21 protein-coding genes are annotated in these 22,532 nt (G+C 35.8%); 7 read left to right on the top strand and 14 right to left on the bottom strand.

What is annotated here, in order from left to right:
* Positions 1–2: 2 nt before the first annotated feature.
* The 4 genes from KFE94_06160 to KFE94_06145 form a co-directional block, all read right to left on the bottom strand.
* On the bottom strand, positions 3–803 hold the full coding sequence (locus KFE94_06160; protein ID UTW67693.1) for a DUF3108 domain-containing protein: 801 nt from the start codon (positions 801–803) through the stop codon (positions 3–5).
* Positions 804–905: 102 nt separating this feature from the next.
* The gene (gene rsmI / locus KFE94_06155; GenBank protein UTW67692.1) at positions 906–1,583 is read right to left on the bottom strand and encodes a 16S rRNA (cytidine(1402)-2'-O)-methyltransferase; all 678 of its coding nucleotides are present in this window, start codon (positions 1,581–1,583) and stop codon (positions 906–908) included.
* A complete protein-coding gene (locus KFE94_06150; protein UTW67691.1) occupies positions 1,584–1,985 on the bottom strand; it encodes a hypothetical protein in 402 nt (133 codons plus the stop codon).
* Between the two features lie 14 nt (positions 1,986–1,999).
* Complete coding sequence (locus KFE94_06145; GenBank protein UTW67690.1) at positions 2,000–2,926, bottom strand: hypothetical protein; 927 nt, start codon at positions 2,924–2,926, stop codon at positions 2,000–2,002.
* A 229-nt stretch (positions 2,927–3,155) separates the two neighbouring features.
* On the opposite strand from KFE94_06145, the gene KFE94_06140 reads away from it, so the two are divergent.
* From KFE94_06140 to KFE94_06130, 3 genes are read left to right on the top strand one after another with little or no spacing between them, the layout of a single operon-like run.
* On the top strand, positions 3,156–3,782 hold the full coding sequence (locus KFE94_06140; protein UTW67689.1) for a thymidine kinase: 627 nt from the start codon (positions 3,156–3,158) through the stop codon (positions 3,780–3,782).
* A complete protein-coding gene (locus tag KFE94_06135; protein ID UTW67688.1) occupies positions 3,763–6,237 on the top strand; it encodes a bifunctional UDP-N-acetylmuramoyl-tripeptide:D-alanyl-D-alanine ligase/alanine racemase in 2,475 nt (824 codons plus the stop codon). The genes KFE94_06140 and KFE94_06135 overlap by 20 nt, the downstream gene beginning before the upstream one ends.
* Complete coding sequence (locus KFE94_06130) at positions 6,234–6,989, top strand: glycosyltransferase family 2 protein (GenBank protein UTW67687.1); 756 nt, start codon at positions 6,234–6,236, stop codon at positions 6,987–6,989. Before KFE94_06135 ends, KFE94_06130 begins: the two co-directional genes overlap by 4 nt.
* 2 nt (positions 6,990–6,991) lie before the next feature.
* Here the strand turns inward: KFE94_06130 and KFE94_06125 are convergent, their stop codons facing one another.
* From KFE94_06125 to KFE94_06105, 5 genes are read right to left on the bottom strand one after another with little or no spacing between them, the layout of a single operon-like run.
* Positions 6,992–8,563 carry an O-antigen ligase family protein gene (locus KFE94_06125; protein UTW67686.1) on the bottom strand — a complete coding sequence of 524 codons (1,572 nt, stop codon included), beginning with the start codon at positions 8,561–8,563 and terminating at the stop codon, positions 6,992–6,994.
* Positions 8,564–8,567: 4 nt separating this feature from the next.
* Positions 8,568–10,229 carry a S41 family peptidase gene (locus KFE94_06120; protein ID UTW67685.1) on the bottom strand — a complete coding sequence of 554 codons (1,662 nt, stop codon included), beginning with the start codon at positions 10,227–10,229 and terminating at the stop codon, positions 8,568–8,570.
* Positions 10,222–10,614, bottom strand: a complete 393-nt coding sequence (gene rnpA, locus KFE94_06115) for a ribonuclease P protein component (protein UTW67684.1) — start codon at positions 10,612–10,614, stop codon at positions 10,222–10,224. The genes KFE94_06120 and rnpA overlap by 8 nt, the downstream gene beginning before the upstream one ends.
* 57 nt (positions 10,615–10,671) lie before the next feature.
* Positions 10,672–11,418, bottom strand: coding sequence for a uroporphyrinogen-III synthase (locus KFE94_06110; GenBank protein ID UTW67683.1), 747 nt, complete (start codon positions 11,416–11,418; stop codon positions 10,672–10,674).
* A gap of 47 nt (positions 11,419–11,465) precedes the next feature.
* A complete protein-coding gene (locus KFE94_06105) occupies positions 11,466–12,323 on the bottom strand; it encodes a DUF4271 domain-containing protein (GenBank protein UTW67682.1) in 858 nt (285 codons plus the stop codon).
* A 127-nt stretch (positions 12,324–12,450) separates the two neighbouring features.
* On the opposite strand from KFE94_06105, the gene KFE94_06100 reads away from it, so the two are divergent.
* Positions 12,451–13,626, top strand: a complete 1,176-nt coding sequence (locus tag KFE94_06100; GenBank protein ID UTW67681.1) for an acyl-CoA dehydrogenase family protein — start codon at positions 12,451–12,453, stop codon at positions 13,624–13,626.
* 53 nt (positions 13,627–13,679) lie between these two features.
* On the opposite strand, the gene KFE94_06095 is transcribed toward KFE94_06100, so the two are convergent.
* Together KFE94_06095 and KFE94_06090 are read right to left on the bottom strand one after the other, a co-directional pair.
* Positions 13,680–14,117, bottom strand: a complete 438-nt coding sequence (locus tag KFE94_06095; GenBank protein ID UTW67680.1) for a hypothetical protein — start codon at positions 14,115–14,117, stop codon at positions 13,680–13,682.
* A 53-nt stretch (positions 14,118–14,170) separates the two neighbouring features.
* Positions 14,171–14,530: a hypothetical protein gene (locus tag KFE94_06090; GenBank protein ID UTW67679.1), complete on the bottom strand. Its 360-nt coding sequence runs from the start codon at positions 14,528–14,530 to the stop codon at positions 14,171–14,173.
* 123 nt (positions 14,531–14,653) lie between these two features.
* Between KFE94_06090 and KFE94_06085 the strand changes: the two genes are divergently transcribed.
* Positions 14,654–15,298: a hypothetical protein gene (locus tag KFE94_06085; protein UTW67678.1), complete on the top strand. Its 645-nt coding sequence runs from the start codon at positions 14,654–14,656 to the stop codon at positions 15,296–15,298.
* 51 nt (positions 15,299–15,349) lie between these two features.
* Here the strand turns inward: KFE94_06085 and KFE94_06080 are convergent, their stop codons facing one another.
* Positions 15,350–15,496: a hypothetical protein gene (locus KFE94_06080; protein ID UTW67677.1), complete on the bottom strand. Its 147-nt coding sequence runs from the start codon at positions 15,494–15,496 to the stop codon at positions 15,350–15,352.
* A 95-nt stretch (positions 15,497–15,591) separates the two neighbouring features.
* Positions 15,592–18,354, bottom strand: coding sequence for a leucine--tRNA ligase (leuS, locus tag KFE94_06075; protein ID UTW67676.1), 2,763 nt, complete (start codon positions 18,352–18,354; stop codon positions 15,592–15,594).
* Between the two features lie 634 nt (positions 18,355–18,988).
* Between leuS and KFE94_06070 the strand changes: the two genes are divergently transcribed.
* Together KFE94_06070 and uvrC are read left to right on the top strand one after the other, a co-directional pair.
* Complete coding sequence (locus KFE94_06070) at positions 18,989–19,666, top strand: OmpA family protein (GenBank protein UTW68223.1); 678 nt, start codon at positions 18,989–18,991, stop codon at positions 19,664–19,666.
* Positions 19,667–19,748: 82 nt separating this feature from the next.
* Positions 19,749–21,548 carry an excinuclease ABC subunit UvrC gene (gene uvrC, locus KFE94_06065; GenBank protein ID UTW67675.1) on the top strand — a complete coding sequence of 600 codons (1,800 nt, stop codon included), beginning with the start codon at positions 19,749–19,751 and terminating at the stop codon, positions 21,546–21,548.
* Here the strand turns inward: uvrC and KFE94_06060 are convergent.
* Positions 21,538–22,518 carry a DUF3365 domain-containing protein gene (locus tag KFE94_06060; protein UTW67674.1) on the bottom strand — a complete coding sequence of 327 codons (981 nt, stop codon included), beginning with the start codon at positions 22,516–22,518 and terminating at the stop codon, positions 21,538–21,540. The genes uvrC and KFE94_06060 overlap by 11 nt on opposite strands.
* Positions 22,519–22,532: the final 14 nt, after the last annotated feature.

The following is a 22,532-nucleotide window of genomic DNA, read 5'->3' as shown; positions in this document are numbered from 1 at the left end:
TTCTATAATTTAGCCAGAGGATGAACAAGTCTATCCGCTTTGATCAATTCTAATTTTACAGACCCAACGATTACTTTGGCTTCTATTAGAACAGGTATTTTGTTTTTGTCGTCAGAAATGTAAACAATCAGATCATCCGGGTCACTAAAAACTCTACCGGATTGAACGATAGGTTGGAATTTAAAACAACGATATTTTCCTGATTTGATATTGATTGTGGCCTTACCAATGTATTTGATTCGAATAGGCTCTACCTGACCGTCAACAAATGCTTTAAACGATAAAACATCTCCAATTTTGTAGTTGTCTAAATCAATGCTTCTGGCATAATAATAAGCACTTACCAAATCCTGGATTCCTGGTGGAACATCAACAGTATCGTTTTTTTCAGTGACCACTTTTCGTTCTTCATGATCGAAGTTATACTCCTGATCGAATACAAAACCACCCTCGTCTACATGTCTTACAAATCGATACGGTTCTAAGGTTTCGGTATTCATATAAGTGATGTAAGAGTCACGCACTTTAAAAAAGAAATCAAAAGCTCCGGTGCTATATCCTTTGCCAATAACTTTGGTGCTCATCTCACCATTCACATAATGGGATCCGGTACTGATTTCTACAGTGGCTTTTCCCGCATGGATAATTCCGTAATGGGCTAAATATTCAAGTCGTTCACCTTTTTCGAAGACCTGATAATCTACAATTTTTAAGTCTGTATATTCATTTCCGGATTCAGAGGATATGAATGCGAATTCAATCAGACTGGATAAAATCAACACAGATAATATTCGGATTTTCATATCGAGTAAAGTTTAAATTAATAACTGGAATTTACAACTTATAGTATCCGAAGTCAAATGTTGTGCCGTTTTTTTTAGGTTAAGAAATTGATATGCCCGGTTTTAGGATTTTGGCTTTCCAGAAACGGTAATTACAATTTCACCTTTAGGAGGGTGATCTTTGTAGTATTGAGATACTTCAGATAATGTGCCTCTTTGATGTTCTTCAAACATTTTGGTGAGTTCCCGGGATACACAAACTTTGCGATCAGAACCGAAAAATTCTGCGATTAAATCCAGCGTTTTCACTAGTCTATGAGGCGATTCATAAAAGACCATAGTTTTAGCTTCCTCTGAAAGCGCATTTAAGATTTTATGACGTCCTTTTTTATGCGGTAAGAATCCTTCGAAAATAAACTTATCACATGGTAAACCTGAAGCCACAAGAGAAGGAACAAAAGCAGTTGCACCGGGTAAAACTTCAACTTCAATTTCTTCTTCTACACAAGCTCTAACCAATAAGAAACCAGGATCTGAAATTCCAGGAGTACCAGCATCACTTACCAATGCGATATGTTGACCTTGCTTAAGAAGATCAGTGTATTTGGTAGTTACTTTATGCTCGTTATGCATATGAAATGAAGACATAGGAGTATCTATTTCATAGTGTTGCAGAAGTTTTTTCGTTTGACGGGTATCTTCTGCAAGAATCAGATCGCAATTTTTGAGCACATCAATAGCTCTAAAAGTGATGTCTTTTAGATTTCCTATCGGTGTAGGAACCAAGGTAAGTGGTTTCAATTAATGATAAGTTTGAATGGTTTGTAAAATTTGAAAATGACTTCTATCATCTTCAATCATAGCCACTACTTTTTGAATCATTTCATGAACGTTATCAGCAGAATACCCTAAGCTGATACCAAAACTTACACAAAGTCTTTGTTCTCGCTCATGTGTTTCCCCATCGACTAACATCATTTCAATCAAGTCGAGCATTTTCTCAGAACGTTCTTGCTTGTCGTCAATGACGACAGATTTTACATGAACTGAGTTTTCAATAAGTCCTCCGATTTCCTCTAAGGTAATATAGTACTTATCTGATTTCTTAAATAAGAACTCTAATTCGGATTTATCTAGAATTCCATCCGCAAAAGCAATGGATAGTAGGTTTTTAAAATGTTGATTTTTCGTTGCTTCTTCCATTCCCGTAAAGTTAATTAAATAAATCTACGTTTAATTAATGTGATGAATTTTTCAACGGTTTCGGATTCCATATCCCATTGATTTTCTTCTTTGAGTTGGATGTTGATGTACCTCTGTGCATCTGATAAACTAGCTATATGATCCAATTCGGTAAGCGCTCGTTTAAAAGCTTCCATATTGCCATTGAACAATTCATTAGAAAACAAAAAACGTTCATTTAAAGCAATAGACTCTGCAAGTTTTTGAATAGAATTGGCTCTCAGTTTGTCAGCAACAGAAGTGTGATTTTGAGCAACTGTATCGTTGATTTCTTTTTTAATCTCTTCTTCAGATGTTGCATCAATTTCTTCAGAAACTGTTTCTAACTCCTCAGGTTTTTCTTCCGGCAATTCTTCTTTTACTTGCGAAGTTGTCTCCTCCAAAATAATTTCCTCTTCCTCTTCCTCTTCCTCTCCCTGGGCAGAATCTGTATCATCAACAATCACTTCTATTGTTGATGCGGTTTCCTCATGCGTAATTTCAACTACGATTTCCGGTTCATTTTGCGGTTTAGAAATGTCGATGGATTCATCTTCTTCTACGCTGTTTTCAGTTGTAGCATCTTCAGCAGGAGTTTCATACACATCCACTGCTTCCTGGGATTCAAATTCATCGATTTCTTTTAGAATCTCTTCGCCATAATTAGGAACTTCAGATTGTACAGGTTCAGAAATTTCTTCTTCTAATTCTAAAAACTTTACCTGTAAATCAGCATCTTCAGGTAGCTCATGCAAAAACTTGTAAATTGTAAGTGCACTATTTAATTCTTGCGTTTCTGTCAACATTGAATTTAACCATTCAGCAGACAGTTTTTCGGCTGTAAAAACCTTTTCTGCCTGGGTTAATAAAGTTTCAATTTGATTGGCTAATTTCTGTCTAAATAGTTTTTCCCTAGTTCCCATTTTCATTTTTTGTTTACTAAATGAAACGGATTAAATCCGTTCATAAAATAATCTATCACTTACCTGATAAACGCAAATTTAATTAGATTTGTGTACAACTGAATTAGATATTTTCTATAATACGTTTTGAATTAGTTTTTACCTGAATGCCAATGCTTTTGGGCTAGTGTTTTTTTGGTATAACGATGACAAAACATGTGAAAATAGAATCGAAATAGCTGGAAAGTAGATGTTTTTAGAGAAACTGGTTAATCAAAATACGAGAAAGGGCTGGATTGAGGTAATATGTGGATCGATGTTTTCAGGGAAAACAGAAGAACTGATTAGACGTCTAAAAAGAGCCAAGTTCGCGCAGTTAAAAGTTGAAATTTTCAAGCCGCAAATTGATAATAGATACCACGAAGAAGAGGTGGTATCCCATGATAGAAATTCAATCTCTTCGACTCCCGTTCCGGCATCTTCAAATATATTGTTGCTAGCCAATGATATTGATGTGATCGGAATTGATGAAGCACAATTTTTTGATGATGAGATCGTAAATGTGTGTAATCAATTGGCGAGACAAGGTGTGCGTGTGATAGTGGCAGGATTAGATATGGATTTTATGGGAAAACCATTTGGGCCAATGCCCGCACTATTGGCTACTGCTGAATATATTACCAAGGTACATGCAATTTGCGTTGAATGTGGTGATTTGGCACAACATTCCTATCGGTTCTCTGAAAATGAAGATTTGGTATTGGTAGGAGAACAGGAGAGTTATAAGCCGTTATGCCGTAAATGTTTTTCAAACAAATATGATGAAAAGGAGATGTTGAAAATCTCTAAATCAAAAGATGAAATTGACGAGCTATAGCGCCATCGATATTGGAAGGATTTTAGGAAATGTAACACACATAAAAAATCCGGAGGCATGTATATCCCATTTGTTAATTGATAGTAGAAAGGTACATCATAAGGGAAATACATTATTTGTAGCTTTAGTTGGTGATTTCCGAGATGGACATCAGTTTATAGAAGAATTATATCAGCAAGGTGTAAGAAATTTTTTGGTATCGAAGCAAATCGGTGGCTGTAAAGAAGCTAATTTCTTTCAAGTAGAGGATACGTTAAAAGCCTTACAGGATTTGGCGATAGCTCAAAGAGCAAAAGCCCCTATTCCAGTGATAGGTATTACGGGGAGCAATGGGAAAACGATCGTGAAAGAATGGTTATTTCAATTGTTACAAAAGGATTTAAAAATAGTTAGAAACCCGAAGAGTTATAATTCTCAAATAGGAGTGGCATTGTCCGTATGGCAAATTCATAAGAATTATGATTTGGGAATTTTTGAAGCAGGTATTTCTCATCCTGGGGAAATGGAGAGACTTCAGGAAATTATTCAGCCCGAGATGGGTGTTTTTACCAATATAGGTTCTGCGCACCAGGAAAATTTTGAAAGCCTAAATCAGAAGATTCGAGAAAAGCTAAATCTGTTTAAAGGTGTACGTTATTTGATTTATAATGGAGACGCTCAAGCTATTTCGGATGAAGTGGAATCTTGTATGGATAGATCGAGCTTGTTGATTTGGGGAAAAGGTGAAAATGCTGATCTAAGAATTCGGGAACAGAGTTACCATTCAGGATGTACTACAGTGATCGGGATATATAGATCCAAGGAGGTTAGAGTTACGATACCATTTGAAGATGATGCATCCGTGGAAAATGCAATGCATTGCTGGATGTATTTATTGCATCAGAATTATTCTCAGTCAGAAATTCAAAATAGATTTAATGCCTTAGAGCCCATCGAAATGCGTTTAGAGCAAAAAGAGGGCGTTGATGGGAGTGTGATTCTAAATGATGCATATAATTCAGACCCTAAGGCTTTGGAAATAGCATTGGATTATTTGGGGAGATTGCAAAAGCGGAAAAAGACGGTGATTTTATCTGATATTTTGCAAAGTGGAGAAAATGCGGAGAGCTTATATAAAAAGATAAATTCCAGCCTAAGTAATCATAGTATTTATCAGTTTATTGGAATAGGAGAAGAGCTTTTCAGACACCAGGATTTAATAGAAATCAGAAATAAACATTTCTTTTTAAATACACAGAGTTTTATTGATCAGATACATGCGTTTGATTTCTTTCATCAGGGGGTTTTGATCAAAGGTGCACGTAAGTTTGAATTTGAAAAAATCACATCCAGACTTATCCAGAAAACACATCAAACACAGTTAGAGATTAATCTGGATGCCCTTAGACATAACCTAAGATTTTATAGAAATAGATTAGGCAGTGGGGTAAAGATCATGGTTATGGTAAAGGCCTATGGGTATGGTGCTGGAGGACCTGAAGTTGCCCGGCTTTTGGCTAGTGAAGGTGTGGATTATTTAGGTGTGGCATATGCTGATGAGGGAGTCGCAATTCGAAAAGCAGGTATTGGAATTCCAATTATGGTAATGAACCCATCGATTGAAGCTTTTGCAACAATGATTAATTACAATTTGGAACCAGAAATCTATTCTGTAGATGCTTTTAAATCGTTTGTAAGGGTACTCAATAGTGAAGGTGTTTTAAGCTCTAATTATAAAATTCATTTGAAAGTGGATACCGGGATGAATCGATTGGGTTTTAGACCTGAAGATTTAGATTTATTTCTGAGAATTTTAAAGAGAGAAAGGTATATCAAAGTAGCATCTGTATTCTCTCACTTAGCCGCAAGTGATATGCCAGAGCATGATGTATTCACTAAAGAGCAGATACAGAAATTTGAATTTGCAGTAAAGAAAATAGAAGATCAGCTGGGATATGATTTTATTAAACATATTTCCAATTCAGCAGCAATAGAACGATTTGATGCACAGTTTGATATGGTTCGATTGGGTTTAGGTCTATACGGAGTGGCTGTTTCTGAAAAAAATCAAAGCCATTTAAAAACTGTTTCTGCACTAAATTCGATTATCGTTCAGGTTAAACATGTAAAGAAAGGAGAGTCCATTGGCTATAGTCGCAACTTTATGGCCTCTGATGATATGAAGATAGCCATTATTCCGATAGGTTATGCTGATGGTGTGAATCGAAAATTGGGGAATGGAGTTGGGCATGTTTTTATTAATGGCGAAAGATGTCCTATTGTTGGAAACATTTGTATGGATCTTATCATGGTGGATGTGTCAAATATTTCGGCTCAGGTAAACGACAGGGTTGAAATATTTGGAGAAAATATTCGCGTTCAGGAAATTGCAAGTAAGCTGGAGACCATTAGTTATGAAGTGTTATCTAGTATTCCTCCACGCGTAAAGAGAGTTTATATAAAAGAGGATTCATGATTAAGCTTTCTGTGGTCATAATAACTTTTAATGAAGAGGTAAATATTGAAAGGTGTTTACGTTCAGTTCAAAATGTGGCGGATGAGGTAGTCGTGGTAGATTCCTTTTCTACAGATAAAACTCAGGAGATTTGTGGGCGGTATAATGTACGTTTCATCCCACATAAGTTTGACGGGCATATTGAACAGAAAAATTGGGCGTTAGATCAGGCCAATTATGATTATGTTCTATCATTAGATGCAGATGAAGCTTTGGATGAGGTACTTGAGAAGAGCATCTTAGAAGTAAAGCAAAATTGGGAAGGATCCGCTTATAAAATGAACCGGATGACCAATTATTGCGGCAGTTGGATTAAGCATGGAAGTTGGTATCCTGATACCAAATTAAGATTGGCCAAAAGGAGTCAGGTATCCTGGGGAGGTGATAATCCACACGATAAGCTATTGACCAATGATAAGAGTAAAGCAAAACATTTAAAAGGAGACATTTTACATTATTCCTATTATTCTGTAGAAGGTCATATTCAGCAACAGGAAAAATTTTCAACGATTGCAGCTCAAGCTATGTTTTCAAGGGGGAAGAAAGCTCCCTGGTATAAACTGATATTAAACCCAATTGCTTCGGTGATTAAAGACATAATTATTAGACAAGGTTTTTTAGACGGATTAGCTGGATTCCGCGTAGCTCAAATCTCGGCAATGTCAGTGTATTGGAAGTATAAAAAGTTACGTCAACTTTGGAAAAGCCAATAGGGCTATTTTTCTGAATCCGGTTGTTGGAATAAGAAGAAAAAATAGAAAAAGACAGCGTAAGTGACCCCAAACTGAGTTTCTAAAGTATCTTCATCTAACATAGAAACAGCAAAGATGATAAATGACCCAATGAACAGATATGAACTGGAGTTGGGCTTAACCCAGAATCCGGAAATCAAAGTGATTATGAAATAAATTAGTCCGAATATTCCAAATGTAATTCCCATGGTGAGATACTGATTATGGGCACGCAGTTGGTATTTCTTTTTAATAATGTAAGGGAGTTCCTGATATTGAACATTAAAATGTTCCTGAACATCTCCGGTACCCACACCATATAACCAATTGTCTTTTAATATGCGGGTTCCGACTTTCCAGAATAAAAAACGCTGCCCCAAAGAGTTACCTTGAGGGTTTAGTCCAGTACTATAATTATGAATTTCCCAGATGTAACGGTAAATCATTGTATTGATGTTTTTATCATCCAGAAACCGCACATTGGCAATACCGTTTTCTATAGCCCAAATATCTAAATCCGTAAGTGCTTGTACTCCCTCTTTGTCTTTTCGGAGGTTTTTTGAAGTAAGGTATCTACTCAAGACGGATGATAGATTTTGTCCTCGGGCATCTAAGCCGTCAAAATCGAGTTGACTTCGTTTATTCCATTCTGCTTTAAGTTCTTCAGGAGCAATAAATGCATGGACATACTGACCATTCTCTACCATTTTGTGTCCCAGATTGAAGTAGTACTTCTCTCCACCTTTAGAATGGGTATCAGCTGTATTTAAATCCACCTCTTCGATGTTATAAAAAGATTGAATTTGTACAATGATGTTTCCCATAAAAAGCAAGGCCAGAAAAATAATTCCAAGCTTAATCTTTTTATGATATTTGAATTCTTTTTGCGAAGAAATGATCCAAAGTAGAATGAAGCCTGCTGTTGAAACTGCGACAATTCCAGACATGGCTCTCAACATAAACAGATAAATGATGAACCAGATACCCAATCCAATAAAAATCATTTTAAACTTTTTCCAATGAACCGATTTGATGCTCATGTAAAAAGCAGAAAATACAGCGACTCCCATCATTAGACTAAGTCGAATATGGGACATAAACGGAGACATAAGTCTGTAATCATCTCCAGGTTGAGATAAAATGAAATAGATGACGGAACCTACAATACTACTGGCTAAAGATGTGGCCAAGAAGAATAAAATGACCCATTCAAATTGCCTTTTAGAAATTTGATCAGAAGACCCTAAAATTACCGGAACGGCCAGGAGAGGGAGCTTAATTTGAATATCTCTTGAAGCATAATCAAAATCCGCAGTCCATAAGAGTCCAAGGATATGAAGGAAAAAGAGCCCGACAAAAAGAATAATGACCGGATTCTTTTTGATTCGTTTTAGTTTTTGAATATAGTTTCCTTCTAATAAGTAATTTGCTGATAATGTAATGATACTGATACTTACTAAAAAGTGAGAAAACTGCATCCCAATAACAATTAGGATGAGTAATCCGGTAAAGATATTCTGATGAATAATTGCTTTATTTGACCAGTATTTTTGCAATTCCTTATTTGCTTAAAGTAGCTTTATAAGTGTTCGCATCAGAAAGTACTTTTTGAGCTTCAAGTACATCTTCATCTTTTACCAGGCTTTGTTGGATTTTTCCAGATTGGAAATAGTATCTGGTCACAATTTCACTTTCTAAAAAGCGTGTAATCTGATCTTTAAAGATATCCAGATCTTTGGCTTTATTCTTGAAAATCGCATCCTCCAGATTTTTGAAATCCTTCTCTATATCTGTAACGTATTGCTCTTTTTCAGCAGCCTTTTCTAGTTTTTCCAGTAGCTTTTCTGTCTCGGTAGAGTAGCTATAATCTTTGTCTTTTAAGTAGTCTTTGAACTTGCTGTATTCTGCATCATCGATCACGAATTCATTCGCTGGATTAATAGATGAATGTTGGCTTTGATATACTGTTGCATAATCAAAAATTAATTGTTTTTGCGCCAGACTGATCAAGATAGGGCTTGGAATTATACCTTCCACTTTAAAATCAGGTTCGATTCCTGCACCGTCCAGTACTTTTCTCCCAGATTTAGTCGTAAACTCTTTTCTTAAAGAGTCCGGAATTTGAGTAGCATGTCCATCTTTATCCTTGTGTGAATAATCCAGTTTCTGAATACATCTACCACTCGGTATATAGTATTTGGCTACAGTCAACTTCATCTTGGAATTGTATTTCAAATCTCTGGTTTGTTGAACCAGACCTTTACCGAATGTGTTGGTACCTATAATAATTCCACGATCTAAATCTTGAATGGTTCCCGAGACAATTTCCGAAGCAGATGCAGATCCTCCGTTAACTAAAACAGCTAATTTAATTTCAGTATCCACAGGAGGTTGAGAAGTCACATATGTTTGATTCCAGTCTGTAAGTTTACCTTTGGTCTCCACGACCTTCGTCCCGGTCGGAACAAAAAGCCCAACAATATTTACAGCCTCACGTAGGAGGCCTCCACCATTACCTCTTAGGTCTAGAATTAGATTGGTGATTTGATGTTTTTCTTTCAATTCAATCAAAGACTTTTTAACTTCTGAACTAGCGGTCTCAGTAAAGCTGTTTAATTTGATATACCCGGTTTTTTCATCTACCAAACCATAATAGGGCACATCCTTAATTTTAATCTCTTCACGCGTAACGGTTATACTTAAAGTGGATTCCTCGTTATATCTTTTGATAGATAAAACCATTTCCGTATTAGGCTCTCCTTTAAGAAAACTACTAATTTCCTGAGTACTTTTGCCTTTGGCAGATTTTCCATCAATTTCCAGAATAATATCTCCGGCTTTTAGTCCAGCTTTGTGTGCCGGGGAATTTTCATAGGGTTCAGATATAATAACATAGTCATCTTTTCTGGAAATCAAGGCTCCGATTCCTCCATATTGGCCTGTGGTCATGAATCTGAAATCTTCAATGTCAGATTCCGGGTAGTATACCGTATAAGGATCCAATTTTTTGAGCATGGCATCAATACCCGTCTTCATTAAATCTCCTGGCTCAGTTTCATCCACATAATAAGTGTTGACATTTTTATACACCGAAACAAAAATGTCCAGGTTTTTACTGATTTCGAAATAAGTGTCTTGGAAGCTATATAGCCCAAAAGAAACAACCGCCACGATAGCGATCATCCATTTTGAAGATTTTTTAAGTTGATATCTTTTATGCATTATAAGTCGTTTGTTTGGATATTAATTCTGCCAACAAATCTTTCATTTGTTTTTCAATTTCTGAAAAGCGAATTTCTTTTTTGCCAATATAAATAATTCCAATAGCTAAATATGTATTGGAATGTTCAAATTGTTGTTTTATTTCATTTGCATGAAGTCGATACGCTTCCGAAATTATTCTTCGGATGCGATTTCTTGTGACTGCAAGTTTAAAACGTTTTTTCGGAACGCTGATAAAATGTTGAACCCCATTTAGATTAGGGTCTTCGCATTTTAAATAAATCAAACGAAATGGCTTTTTTGTTATAACCTGTCCCTCTGAAAAAAGCTGATCAATAATGAGCTTACTTTTTAAATGACTCTTTCGTTTGTTTTCGAATTTCACGATACAAAAAAAGGGTTTCTTGCGAAACCCTTAGTATAATTATGATAAGAAATAGGATTATTTCTTATTGTGTTCTTTGATATAATTTTCAATAGCCATAGTCATTGATGGAGCGTTTTGAGTTGGTGCTTGAATATCAATTCTAAAACCAGCTTCTTTAGCCGCTCTGGCTGTTGTTGGACCAAATACCGCAATACGCGTATTGTTTTGTTTGAAATCCGGGAAATTCTTAAGAAGAGACTCGATTCCTGCTGGAGAAAAGAAAACCAACATGTCGTACAATACATCTTCCAAATCACTCAAATCAGAACAAACCGTTCTATATAAAACAGCCTTTGAATATTTGAATTTGTTTTTATCCAATAACTCGGGAATTTCCTTTTTAAGGATATCAGAACAAGGAAGAAGAAAAGTCTCTTTTTTATGTTTCTTCATCACCTCAATCAAATCAGCAAATCTTTGTTTACCATGGAAAATTTTACGTTTACGGTAAACCACATATTTCTGTAAATAATATGCTGTTGACTCAGAAATACAGAAGTATTTCATGGTATCTGGAATAGTAACTCTTGACTCTTTTGCAATTCTAAAATAATGATCTACCGCATTTCTAGACGTGAAAATAACTGCAGTATGATCCAATAAATTGATTCTTTCCTGACGGAAATCAATTTCGCTTACTCCTTCAATATGAATAAAGGGTCTGAAATCGATAGTTACTTTATGCTTATTACTAACTTCAAAATAAGGGGAACGATCCGATTCCGGTTTTGGTTGCGATACGAGTATTGTTTTTACTTTCAAATCCATAGATTGACTTAAAAAAGAGATTTTGTTTTGCTGTTAAGATTTTAAATAGACTTCACCAATAGAATTCTACTTAAAGCCATTAACGGTAAAATTTCAAGGGCGCAAATGTACAAAATAATGTGAAAGACCTGACTATTAGTTTGTTTAACTCCTAAAAAAAAAGATCTAATTAATCTATAAAGAAAAGAAATAAGCATAATTCCAATTCCGACACCAACCAATTGAGTTGAATTTAGCGCGTAACTAAAACTGATTAAAATGATTAGGGGAAATAGGAATACGCCTATCATTTGAATAGAAATAATGTTTAAAGACAGGTATGTGTTAAAGATTTGAGGTGTTTTGAATAGAAACGAAGATCCTAAAATTAAGATGGTTTTAACAAAGAGGATTACAATTAGCCCAATTGCAATAAAAAAGATAGTTGTTTTCGATTGTAATAGATCAAACCACGAAAATGGTAGATTAAGGTTTTGCACCAGTTGGAAAAAGAATATGGAAATGACCGAAATTCCGGAAAAAAACATCCCAAAAGAAACCAATCCATTATATCCGCTTTTGTCGTTGAGTTCCTGGAAAAGCGCATTGTTACTAATAAAAGTTTTACCGATGCTGATCAAACCTTTAAAATTCTTTTGATAAAATGCGGACCAAAGCAATAGAATTCCGAAATAGACAAAAAACATATAAGATTCACCAGAGGATTGAACCGGAGTAAACGGTAAGGGTGGTTTCTTGATATCTTTTGAAATCAGAAAGTGATTTAACTTAAAGTGAGATAACTCGAGTTCCTTCTTTTGAGTATGCGGAGTAACATTGTTTAAGACCAATAAACTATCTGAAGCAATAGAAAAATTGCTATTTGATGTATTGATATAATTATTGGAATTCTGCGGCATTTTCGAAGGAACAAATTTAATGGTGCAGCCGGAGATAAATGAATTAAATTGAAACAAATAATCATAGAATTTTGAACAAAAAACTTTAAAGATTTAGTATACCTTTGGCGCTCTAAAACAAGAAAAAATGACAGATAGATTTGAGGCTCACGATTATTATTTAATGGATGAGTTGCTAACTGAAGAGCAAAAATTATTTAGAGATTCATTACGTACATGGCTAAAGAAAGATGTATCTCCAATAATTGAAGATTATTACGAACGTGCAAAATTCCCAGAGCAAATCATTCCAGGATTGGGAGAGTACGGTTGCTTTGGTCCTTATATACCTGCTGAGTATGGAGGTCCTGGTTTGGATCAAATTACTTACGGATTGTTGATGCAAGAATTAGAACGTGTAGATTCTGGAGTCCGTTCAACTTCTTCGGTACAATCTTCTTTGGTGATGTATCCAATCTGGAAATACGGATCAGAAGAACAAAAGCAGAAGTTTTTACCAAAATTAGCAACTGGAGAGTTTGTTGGTTGTTTTGGACTAACTGAGCCTGATCATGGGTCAAACCCTGGTGGTATGACTACCAACTATAAAGATATGGGCGATCATTATTTGCTAAACGGAGCGAAAATGTGGATTTCAAATGCGCCAATCTCAGATGTAGCTGTAGTATGGGCTAAAAATGAAGACGGTAGAATTCACGGTTTATTAGTTGAGAAAGGAATGGAGGGTTTTACTGCACCTGAAATGCATGGAAAACATTCATTAAGAGCATCAATTACCGGGGAATTATTATTTGATAATGTAAAAGTACCTAAGGATAATCTTCTTCCTGGTCGTTCAGGGTTAGGTGCTCCACTATCATGTTTGGATTCTGCACGTTATGGTATTGCGTGGGGTGCCATTGGTGCTGCGATGGATTGTTATGATTCAGCTTTAAAATATTCTAAAGAGAGAATTCAATTTGATAAGCCAATTGCGGCATATCAATTGACTCAGAAGAAACTTGCTGAAATGATTACCGAAATTACAAAAGCACAATTGTTAACTTTCAGATTAGGACAGTTGCGTGAGGAAGGTAGAGCTACTTCTGCTCAAATTTCTATGGCAAAAAGAAATAATGTGGATATGGCTTTAAAGATTTGTCGTGAAGCGCGTCAAATTCATGGGGCTATGGGTATTACAAATGAGTACTCTTGTATGCGTCATATGGCAAACTTAGAGTCTGTTGTGACTTATGAAGGGACACATGATATTCACTTATTGATTACAGGAATGGATGTAACGGGAATTCCGGCATTCAGCTAATCATATTCGACTTTTAATTTTAAAGGCGTTAAGATTGATCTTAACGCCTTTTTTTATAGGTCAATTTCCGGGAGTTCCTTTAAATCTGGTTCTACCCAAAAATGTCTGGCGTGAACAGAAAATAAAAGAGACTCACTGTAAAATGAAAGAGGGTAGTTACTAACTCCATCAGGTGAGTTGATGAAATCGTTAACCAGTTTTTCCATATTAGCAGCGGTATTGTTTCGAATGAATCCCTGAGCTATCCATAGCCAGAATTTTGTAATGGTTTCATGATATCCTTCATGATCTGTGTTTGGGGTACCTACAGATGTATTATGCGCTGTGATATAATTTCTTACTTGTTCTAAAGCAGTGCATAAATCACTTTGAGTCGAGTACCATATGGCCACGACCAAATGGGCTTCATGTGTCCATTCTGATTTAGGTAGTTTTTGATTTTCAAATCGTTCGATTAAATAGCGGATTTCCGCTATGGTATAATTCTTCATGTGAAGTTAAATTATAAGATGAATAAAAATTGATTACAGATGGAATCCTAGTCCTATTGCTGCTGGACTTGCTTTACGTGAGGTATAAATTGGAATACACCTATGAGAATTCCTGCTACAAAAAGATATAGTGCAGCAACCGGGTTATTGGATAAAGTAAATAATCCAAATATGCAGAGTAAGATAACAGAACTCCAACCAAATAGTTTAAATGTCTTTCTAATTAAAGGTTGACTTTTAAATAATAGGAATAGGGCTGAGAGTACAAAGCCTAAAACTGAAATGAAGGATAAGAACAATAAAATTAGTAATGTGTTGACTTCACCTGGAGTCATAAAGTTATTGCCCCAAACATCAGCAAAAACCAATTTTTGGATAGCAACAAAAACTAAAATTACCAGTATCCTTTTCATCATAAAGTCGTCAGACGACCGCAATATATTAAATAATAGCGAAATAAGTTTTTTGGTGTTGAATTAAACCTTTCGGGAAATGTGTGGTCAAAGAGATATTACAAAACCAAAAAAAATAGAGTTATGATAAGAAAAAGTGTAATTGCAGTTCTAATGATTTTTTCAGTGATATCAATTAGTGCGCAACAAAGACATAAAGGGATGGAAAATAAATCCCCGGATGAAGCAGCCGAAATGGTAACTAAGAAAATGACTGAGAGATTAGGTCTGACTAATGATCAGGCAAATAAAACAAAAGAGATTTATACTCAGTTTTTTACAAAAAGACAAGCATTAAAAAAGGAATATCCACAATTGGAGCAGGCTAAAGAAGAATTAAAAGCAGTGAAAGAATCTGAAAAAAATCGTGTGAAATCCATTTTGACAGAGGAGCAACTTCAAAAAATGAAGTCTATGAGAAAAATGGAACATGGCGAGAAATCGAAGAATAAAAGTCACGATCAACGCTTAGCCATGATGAAGGAGAATTTGAATCTGACATCAAAGCAAGAAGCGGAACTTAAAGCAGTGTTTGAAGATTCAGCCACAAAGAGAAAAGAGATAAAATCTAAGTATCCAGAACTAGAAGAGGCAAAGAAGCAGATGAAAACATTAAAGAAGGATATGAAAGCTCAGTTGAAGGAAGTTTTAACCGATGAGCAATATGAACAATGGGAATCATCCCGAAAAAAAGGACATGGCAAAAAAGGCCATGGAAAGAGACGATAGGTGGGTTGTTTAAATTAAAAAAGCCGATTCAATTTGAATCGGCTTTTTTATTTAAAATTTTAATTCTGATTTTGAAACTCTTCTTCCTTCTAACCAGGACTCGTAAGATTTCTTATCCAATTGATACCAGGCTCTGGCAATGTTAGATTTCAAAATCACCTTTAATTGATTCTTCTTCTTGTTTAAATTTACACTCATAGACGGGGTTTATACGTTTGTTTATTAAATTGTTTAATTAGGTGACGTAAATTTAGAAAACTTTTTAATATACCCAACGCGGTGCAAATAAATATTTACAGCACTATGTTAATAATCTTCTTCTTAACATATATGATTTTCTTAGGTTTTTGACCGTTTAACCATTTCTGAGAATCTTCATGATTTAAGATGATGTTTTCAACTTCTTTAGAATCAATATCTAACGGAAGACTGATCTTAAATCTCATTTTTCCATTAAAAGAAACCGGATAATTGTGATCTGATTCCACTAGAACTTCCGGATTAAACTTTGGAAATTTAGCGAAAGAGATTGAACCTGTATTTCCTAACCTCTGCCATAATTCTTCAGTGATATGCGGAGCATGACAGGCAGCTAATACTGCTAAATCAGATAAAATTGATCGGTTGTTACATTTAATGCTACTCAAATCATTTACACAAATCATTAAATGACTTACGATCGTATTGAAAGAAAACCTCTCCATATCATCTTGTATGGATTTGATGGTTTTGTGTAAGATTTTCAATTCTTCTTTGGTAGGTTCAGCATCATTTAAATTCAATTGATCATTTTCGTCATGATATAATGCCCAGAACTTTCTTAGAAAACGGGAAACTCCATCAATACCTTTCGTATTCCATGGCTTATGCATCTCGATTGGACCTAAGAACATTTCATGGAGGCGTAAAGCGTCTGCTCCGTATTGTTCAATTAACCCATCGGGGTTGACCACATTGTATTTGGATTTTGACATTTTTTCCACCTCGCTTCCGCAGATGTATTTTCCGTCTTCGAGAATGAATTCAGCGTTTGCATATTCTTCACGCCATTTTTTGAATCCTTCAACATTTAAAATGTTGTCTTTTACCAGATCAATATTTACATGAATTGGAGTTACATTTTCGCCTTCAATCAGACCTTTAGAAATAAAAGTTTTGGTTCCTTCTTTACGGTAAACAAAAGCCGATACCCCTTGGATCATTCCCTGATTGATCAACTTTTTAGCCGGTTCGTTGAATGGAATTGTTCCCAGATCATTTAGGAACTTCGCCCAAAATCTCACATAAAGTAGGTGTCCTGTTGCGTGCTCAGCACCTCCCAGGTAAAGGTCCACCTGGTTCCAGTATTCCACAGCTTCTTTTGAAAATAATTCAGAATCATTTTGCGGATCCATATATCTCAAGTAATACCACGATGATCCGGCCCATCCAGGCATTGTGTTCGTTTCTAGAGGAAACCCATCTTTTGAAACCCAGTCTTCCGCACGAGCCAATGGTGGCTCGCCATCTTTAGTCGGTAAATATTTGTCCACCGCTGGTAATTCTAATGGTAGATCAGACGAATCCATCATATATGGCATTCCATTTTTGAAATAAGCCGGAATAGGTTCTCCCCAGTATCTTTGTCGACTAAACCCGGCATCTCGTAATTTAAAGTTGATTTTACGTGTACCGATGTTACGTTTTTCCATTTCATAAATGGCCTGACCAATGGCTTTCTTGGCTTTTAGTCCATTTAAGAAATCTGAATTAGCTAGAATTGCTTGTTTATTTTCTATGGCGCCATTACTTAAATCACCTCCTTCTATAATATTCGGAATAGGTAAGTTAAAGTGGTTCGCAAAGTTCCAGTCACGTTGGTCGCCAGATGGAACAGCCATAATTGCTCCAGTTCCATAATGTGCTAAAACATAATCTCCAATCCAGATTGGAATATCTTCACCAGTAAATGGGTGTTTTACATATGCTCCGGTAAAAGCCCCAGAAATATGTTTAACGTCTGACATTCGATCTCTTTCTGATCGTTTACTGGTCTGTTCGATATAAGCTTCTACCTCTTCACGTTGCTCTGAAGAGGTGATTTTAGAAACAATTTCGTGCTCCGGTGCAACCACCATAAATGAAACTCCGAAAATTGTATCAGGACGTGTAGTAAAAACTTCAATTTTTTCTTCACTGTCCTTTACCTCAAAGTGAACTGTAGCTCCTTGCGATTTTCCAATCCAGTTACGTTGAATTTCTTTAATAGAATCGGGCCAATCAATGGTGTCCAGGTCATTTAAGAGACGATCTGCATATGCTGTAATTCTTAAAGACCATTGTTTCATTTTCTTTTGTTCGACAGGATAGCCACCTCGCTCTGAAACGCCATTTTTAACTTCGTCATTGGCCAATACTGTCCCAAGTTCCGGACACCAGTTCACAACAGTTTCACTTAGGTAAGCCATTCTACAGTTCAATAGTTTTTCATACTGTTGATCTTCTGTCATGTTTTTCCAGTCATCTGCAGAAAACTCAAGTTCTTCCGAACAGGCTGCATTTACATTCTCAGTTCCAGATGATTCGAATTTCTCAATAAGTGTATCAACGGACTCCGCTTTATTGGCTTCGTTGTTGTACCACGAATTGAACAGTGAAATGAAAATTTCTTGAGTCCATCGATAGTAATCTTTTTCTGAAGTACGTACTTCTCGATCCCAGTCAAAAGAGAATCCAATTCGATCTAGCTGCTGTCTGTAACGTGCAATATTCTCTTTAGTCGTAATATCGGGATGTTGTCCGGTTTGAATGGCATATTGTTCTGCTGGAAGTCCAAATGAATCATAACCCATTGGATGTAAGACTTCAAACCCTTGCAATCTTTTATATCTTGAGAAGATATCTGAAGCAATATAACCTAGAGGATGACCAACATGTAATCCTGCTCCTGATGGATAAGGAAACATATCCAGAACATAGTACTTTGGTTTGTCCGGATTTATTTTGCTTTTAAATGTTTTGTTGTCAGCCCAATAGGCTTGCCATTTTTTTTCTACATCAAAAAATTTATAGGCCATTTTTTTGCTTTTTATTGCTTAATAATCAGCCGACAAATGTAATGCGGATTTATGCAATTACGAATGGCGACTACAGATAAAATGTGGACGTAAAAATGTTAGGCGCAATTGTTGCAAAATGAGTGGAATCAAAATTTGTAGAGAAAAGGGTTAATTATTGTTATTAAAAAGAAAACAAACCATTTATCAACGCGTTATTTGTTCAAAACTATTACGAGTTGACTTTTAATAGTGGGGAATGAAATGGACATTTGTAATGAATAAATCAAGAGAAAGAATGCGATTAAGAGGGATTTTAAATTTATTGTTAGTAGGTACAATTTTAGGTGGAGTAGTTTCTTGTGTTCCGGCTAAGAAGGTGAATGAAATCACTGATAATTATGAAAAGTGTGAAGAAAACAGAAGTTATTTGGCTTCTGAAAATGCACGTTTGGAAAAAGAAAGTACCGAAAACAAAGCAGATTTAGAAAGGGCAGTGGAGAAACTAAAAAGTTTGGTAAAAGACACTTCCAGAACAGGAGCGCAATATCGTCAACTGAAATATCAATACGATAGATTACTGAAGACCAATGCTGAACTAGTAGAAAAACAAGATGTTTTAAGTTCAGGTTCTCAGAGAGAGAATAAACAATTGATGAGTGAATTGCTTAAAGTACAGGAGGATTTACAGGCCAAAGAAGATAGCTTGAAATTATTGGCATATGATCTAAAAGTTCAAAAAGGGGAGTTGGCACAATTAAATGATGATTTAAAAGCGCGTGAAGCGAGAGTAAAAGAGTTAGAAGATCTTTTAGCACAAAAGGATGCAGCGGTAAATCAATTAAAAAATCAGATTAAAGAAGCTCTTGTAGGGTTTGAAGATAAAGGAATTACCGTTGAGCAAAAAAATGGACGAGTGTATGTGTCTATGGAAGCGCAATTGCTTTTTGGAAGTGGAAGTACTGCCGTGGGAAGTGAAGGTAAACAGGCGGTTATTCAATTGGCGAAAGCACTTGAAGGACAAACGGATTTAACGGTTTTAGTTGAAGGACATACCGATAGTGATAAAATGAGTGGACGTGGAGCTATTAAGGACAACTGGGAATTATCTGCTGAGAGAGCGATGGCGGTAGTTCGAATTATGTTGAGCAATAGTGAATTAGATCCTGCAATATTAACCGCTGCAGGTAGAGGTGAGTTTAGTCCGATTGCTTCTAACGATACTCCTGAGGGCAAGGCTAAAAACCGGAGAATTGAGGTAATCTTAACTCCAAACCTCGATAAGTTATTTGAGATTTTGGAAGATGGAGATAACTCCACCACCGAGGAATAGTCATTGAGAAATAGATCTTACAATTTCCATTTGTAAGAAGCAGAGGTGATCTGCAAGGATATGCTAATATTGTAGTTCGATTGTGGATACTCCTGAGCATATAAAAGAAATCGTACGGAATCTTCCGAAGAAACCTGGTGTTTATCGTTTTTACGATAAGGATCGGAAGATTTTATACGTGGGAAAGGCCAAGTACCTTAAGAACCGTGTATCTTCATATTTTAATAAAATTAAATATGAGAATCGAAAGACCAAGTTATTGGTGCGTAAGATCGATCATATTGAATACATTGTGGTCGAATCGGAGTATGAGGCATTGTTGTTAGAAAACTCGCTCATTAAGAAACATCAGCCTCATTATAATGTGGCATTGCGCGATGATAAAACCTATCCCTGGATTTGTATTAAGAAAGAACCTTTTCCGCGTGTGTTTTCTACAAGAAATCTGATCAAAGATGGTTCGGAATATTATGGTCCATATGCGTCAGTAAAAATGATGCATACAGTTCTCAATATTATTTCGAAACTGTATAAACTCAGAACGTGTTCATATCATTTATCACCAACCAATATCGCTAATAAGAAGTATCGTGTCTGTTTGGAATATCATATAGGAAATTGTTTGGGAGGTTGTGAAGGGAAACAATCGGAGTATGATTACGACAAAAGCATTGATGAAATTCGACATATTCTAAAAGGTAATCTTGGAGATCTTACCAAAGATTTAAAAGAAACGATGATGCGTTATGCTTCTGAATTACGATTTGAAAAAGCACAGGAGCTGAAAGAACGTGTGGAACTTTTAGAGAATTATCAGGCTAAATCTACAGTAGTGAATTATAAAATTCACAATGTAGATGTGTTTAGTATTGTTTCAGATAGTTATGCGGGATATGTGAATTTTATGAAGATCAATAGTGGAGCAGTAGTACAATTGCATACGCTTGAGATTCGTAAAAAGATGGAAGAAACTGATCAGGAATTATTGGCAATCGGGATCGCAGAAATCAGACAAAAGTTTGGGAGCACTTCGAAAGAGCTGTATTTATCCCAAAAAGTAGATATGGAAATGGATGATTTAAAGATCATCGTTCCAAAGATTGGAGACAAGAAGAAGTTGATCGAAATGTCTTTAAGGAATGCAAAATACTTTATGATGGATCGATACAAAGCCATGGAAAAGGTAGATCCGGAAAGTCATTCTAACAGAGTCATGCAGCAGGTTCAAAAAGACCTTCGATTAAAAGAATTACCTGTTCACATTGAATGTTTCGATAACTCCAATATTCAGGGAGAATTCCCGGTGGCAGCTTGTGTGGTTTTTAAGAATGGAAAACCATCCAAGAGGGATTACAGACATTTTAATATTAAGACTGTGGTAGGACCGGATGATTTTGCGTCTATGGAAGAGATAGTTTATCGCAGGTACAGTCGTTTGTTGCGGGAAGGTGAGTCTTTACCACAATTGGTGGTAATTGATGGCGGTAAAGGTCAGTTGCATTCGGCTGTTAATAGTCTGGAACGATTGGGATTGATGGGTAAGATTGCTGTGGTAGGAATCGCAAAACGATTGGAAGAGATATATTTCCCTGGAGACTCTATACCTATATATCTGGATAAAAGATCCGAAAGTTTACGAATCATTCAATTCTTAAGAAATGAAGCCCACCGATTTGGAATTACACATCACAGGAATCAGAGAGGGAAGTCTATTGTTAAAAGTGAATTGCATCAGATAAAAGGTATTGGGCCTAAAATTTCGGAGCAATTATTAACCAAAATCGGTTCAGTAAAAAGGATTAAGGAAGCCACATTGGATGAACTTTCTGTAGTAGTTGGAGAAGCAAAAGCAAAAATTGTTTGGAATTATTTTAATTCGTAACCAAATCCATTTCTACAACCCAAATACCTCTAAGTTCGTTTTCCCCATAACCAGTTGCGGCATCATTAGGATATAGTGAATTTAGTTTTTGTTGTACTTCGGGTTGGATGTTTTGATCTGGAAGCCCATGACATTGTAAGCACATTTTATTCGTGGTGATAGGATAATAGCCTACCATTTTACCATCAATTTTTTGAAGTTGTGGGGCAATAGACTTCCCTTCCTTTAAAGCTTGTTTTTTGGCAAGTAGATATTCTAACTCTTGTTCATTGGCTTCATTATTGGGATTTCTGGGTTGATCAGAAACACGCTTTATATGCGCGTTTAGTTCTTGAGACATACTATCTGTGAGCGTAATGGCTCTGGTATTGCAAAATGAAATGGCCGCACTTGTACCATTCTTTTTGATGGCTCCTTTTAGATTTTTACCCAATACAGATTTTGTTGATAATGCCAGTTTTTTTCCCTTTTCAATGTATGAAAGATCATCCGGATCAGATTTGTGTTTCTCCAGTTCAGATGGATAATGTTTTGCATACCAATCTGACTCTTCTATTGAAGACTGATATAAATAAGTCGCAATTTGAAGAATTTCCTTATCTGATAAGTTGAAGTTGGGCATGGAACCATAATTATCCTCTGGCGCCAAAAGTTTGTTTTGTGGTTCAGGTTGATTGATAAATGTTGCTAATTTTTGATGGAAATCCTCAAAAGAATTGGATTGATCTTTATAGATTCTACTAATTTCGCCCATGTCATGTGCGACCTTGTTGGCATTATTACCGGGATCTATACTATGACAAGAAAAGCAAACAGAATTTAAATGTTGAAATCCCATTTTAATGTTTTCAGCAGGGAATTCCTCTGAGGTGATTTTGGTTTCTTTCTGGGATTGATTTTCTGATTGATCAGAACAACCAAAAAATGACAAAACCAATACTGCACTTAAAAATAGAAAAGATGATCTCATATCAATACCATTAA

The sequence above is a fragment of the bacterium SCSIO 12643 genome, assembly GCA_024398135.1.
Taxonomy (GTDB): Bacteria; Bacteroidota; Bacteroidia; order Flavobacteriales_G; family Salibacteraceae; genus CAJXZP01.
The sequence above is the reverse complement of the archived record's forward strand: the minus strand, read 5'-3'. Positions and strand labels throughout refer to the sequence as shown.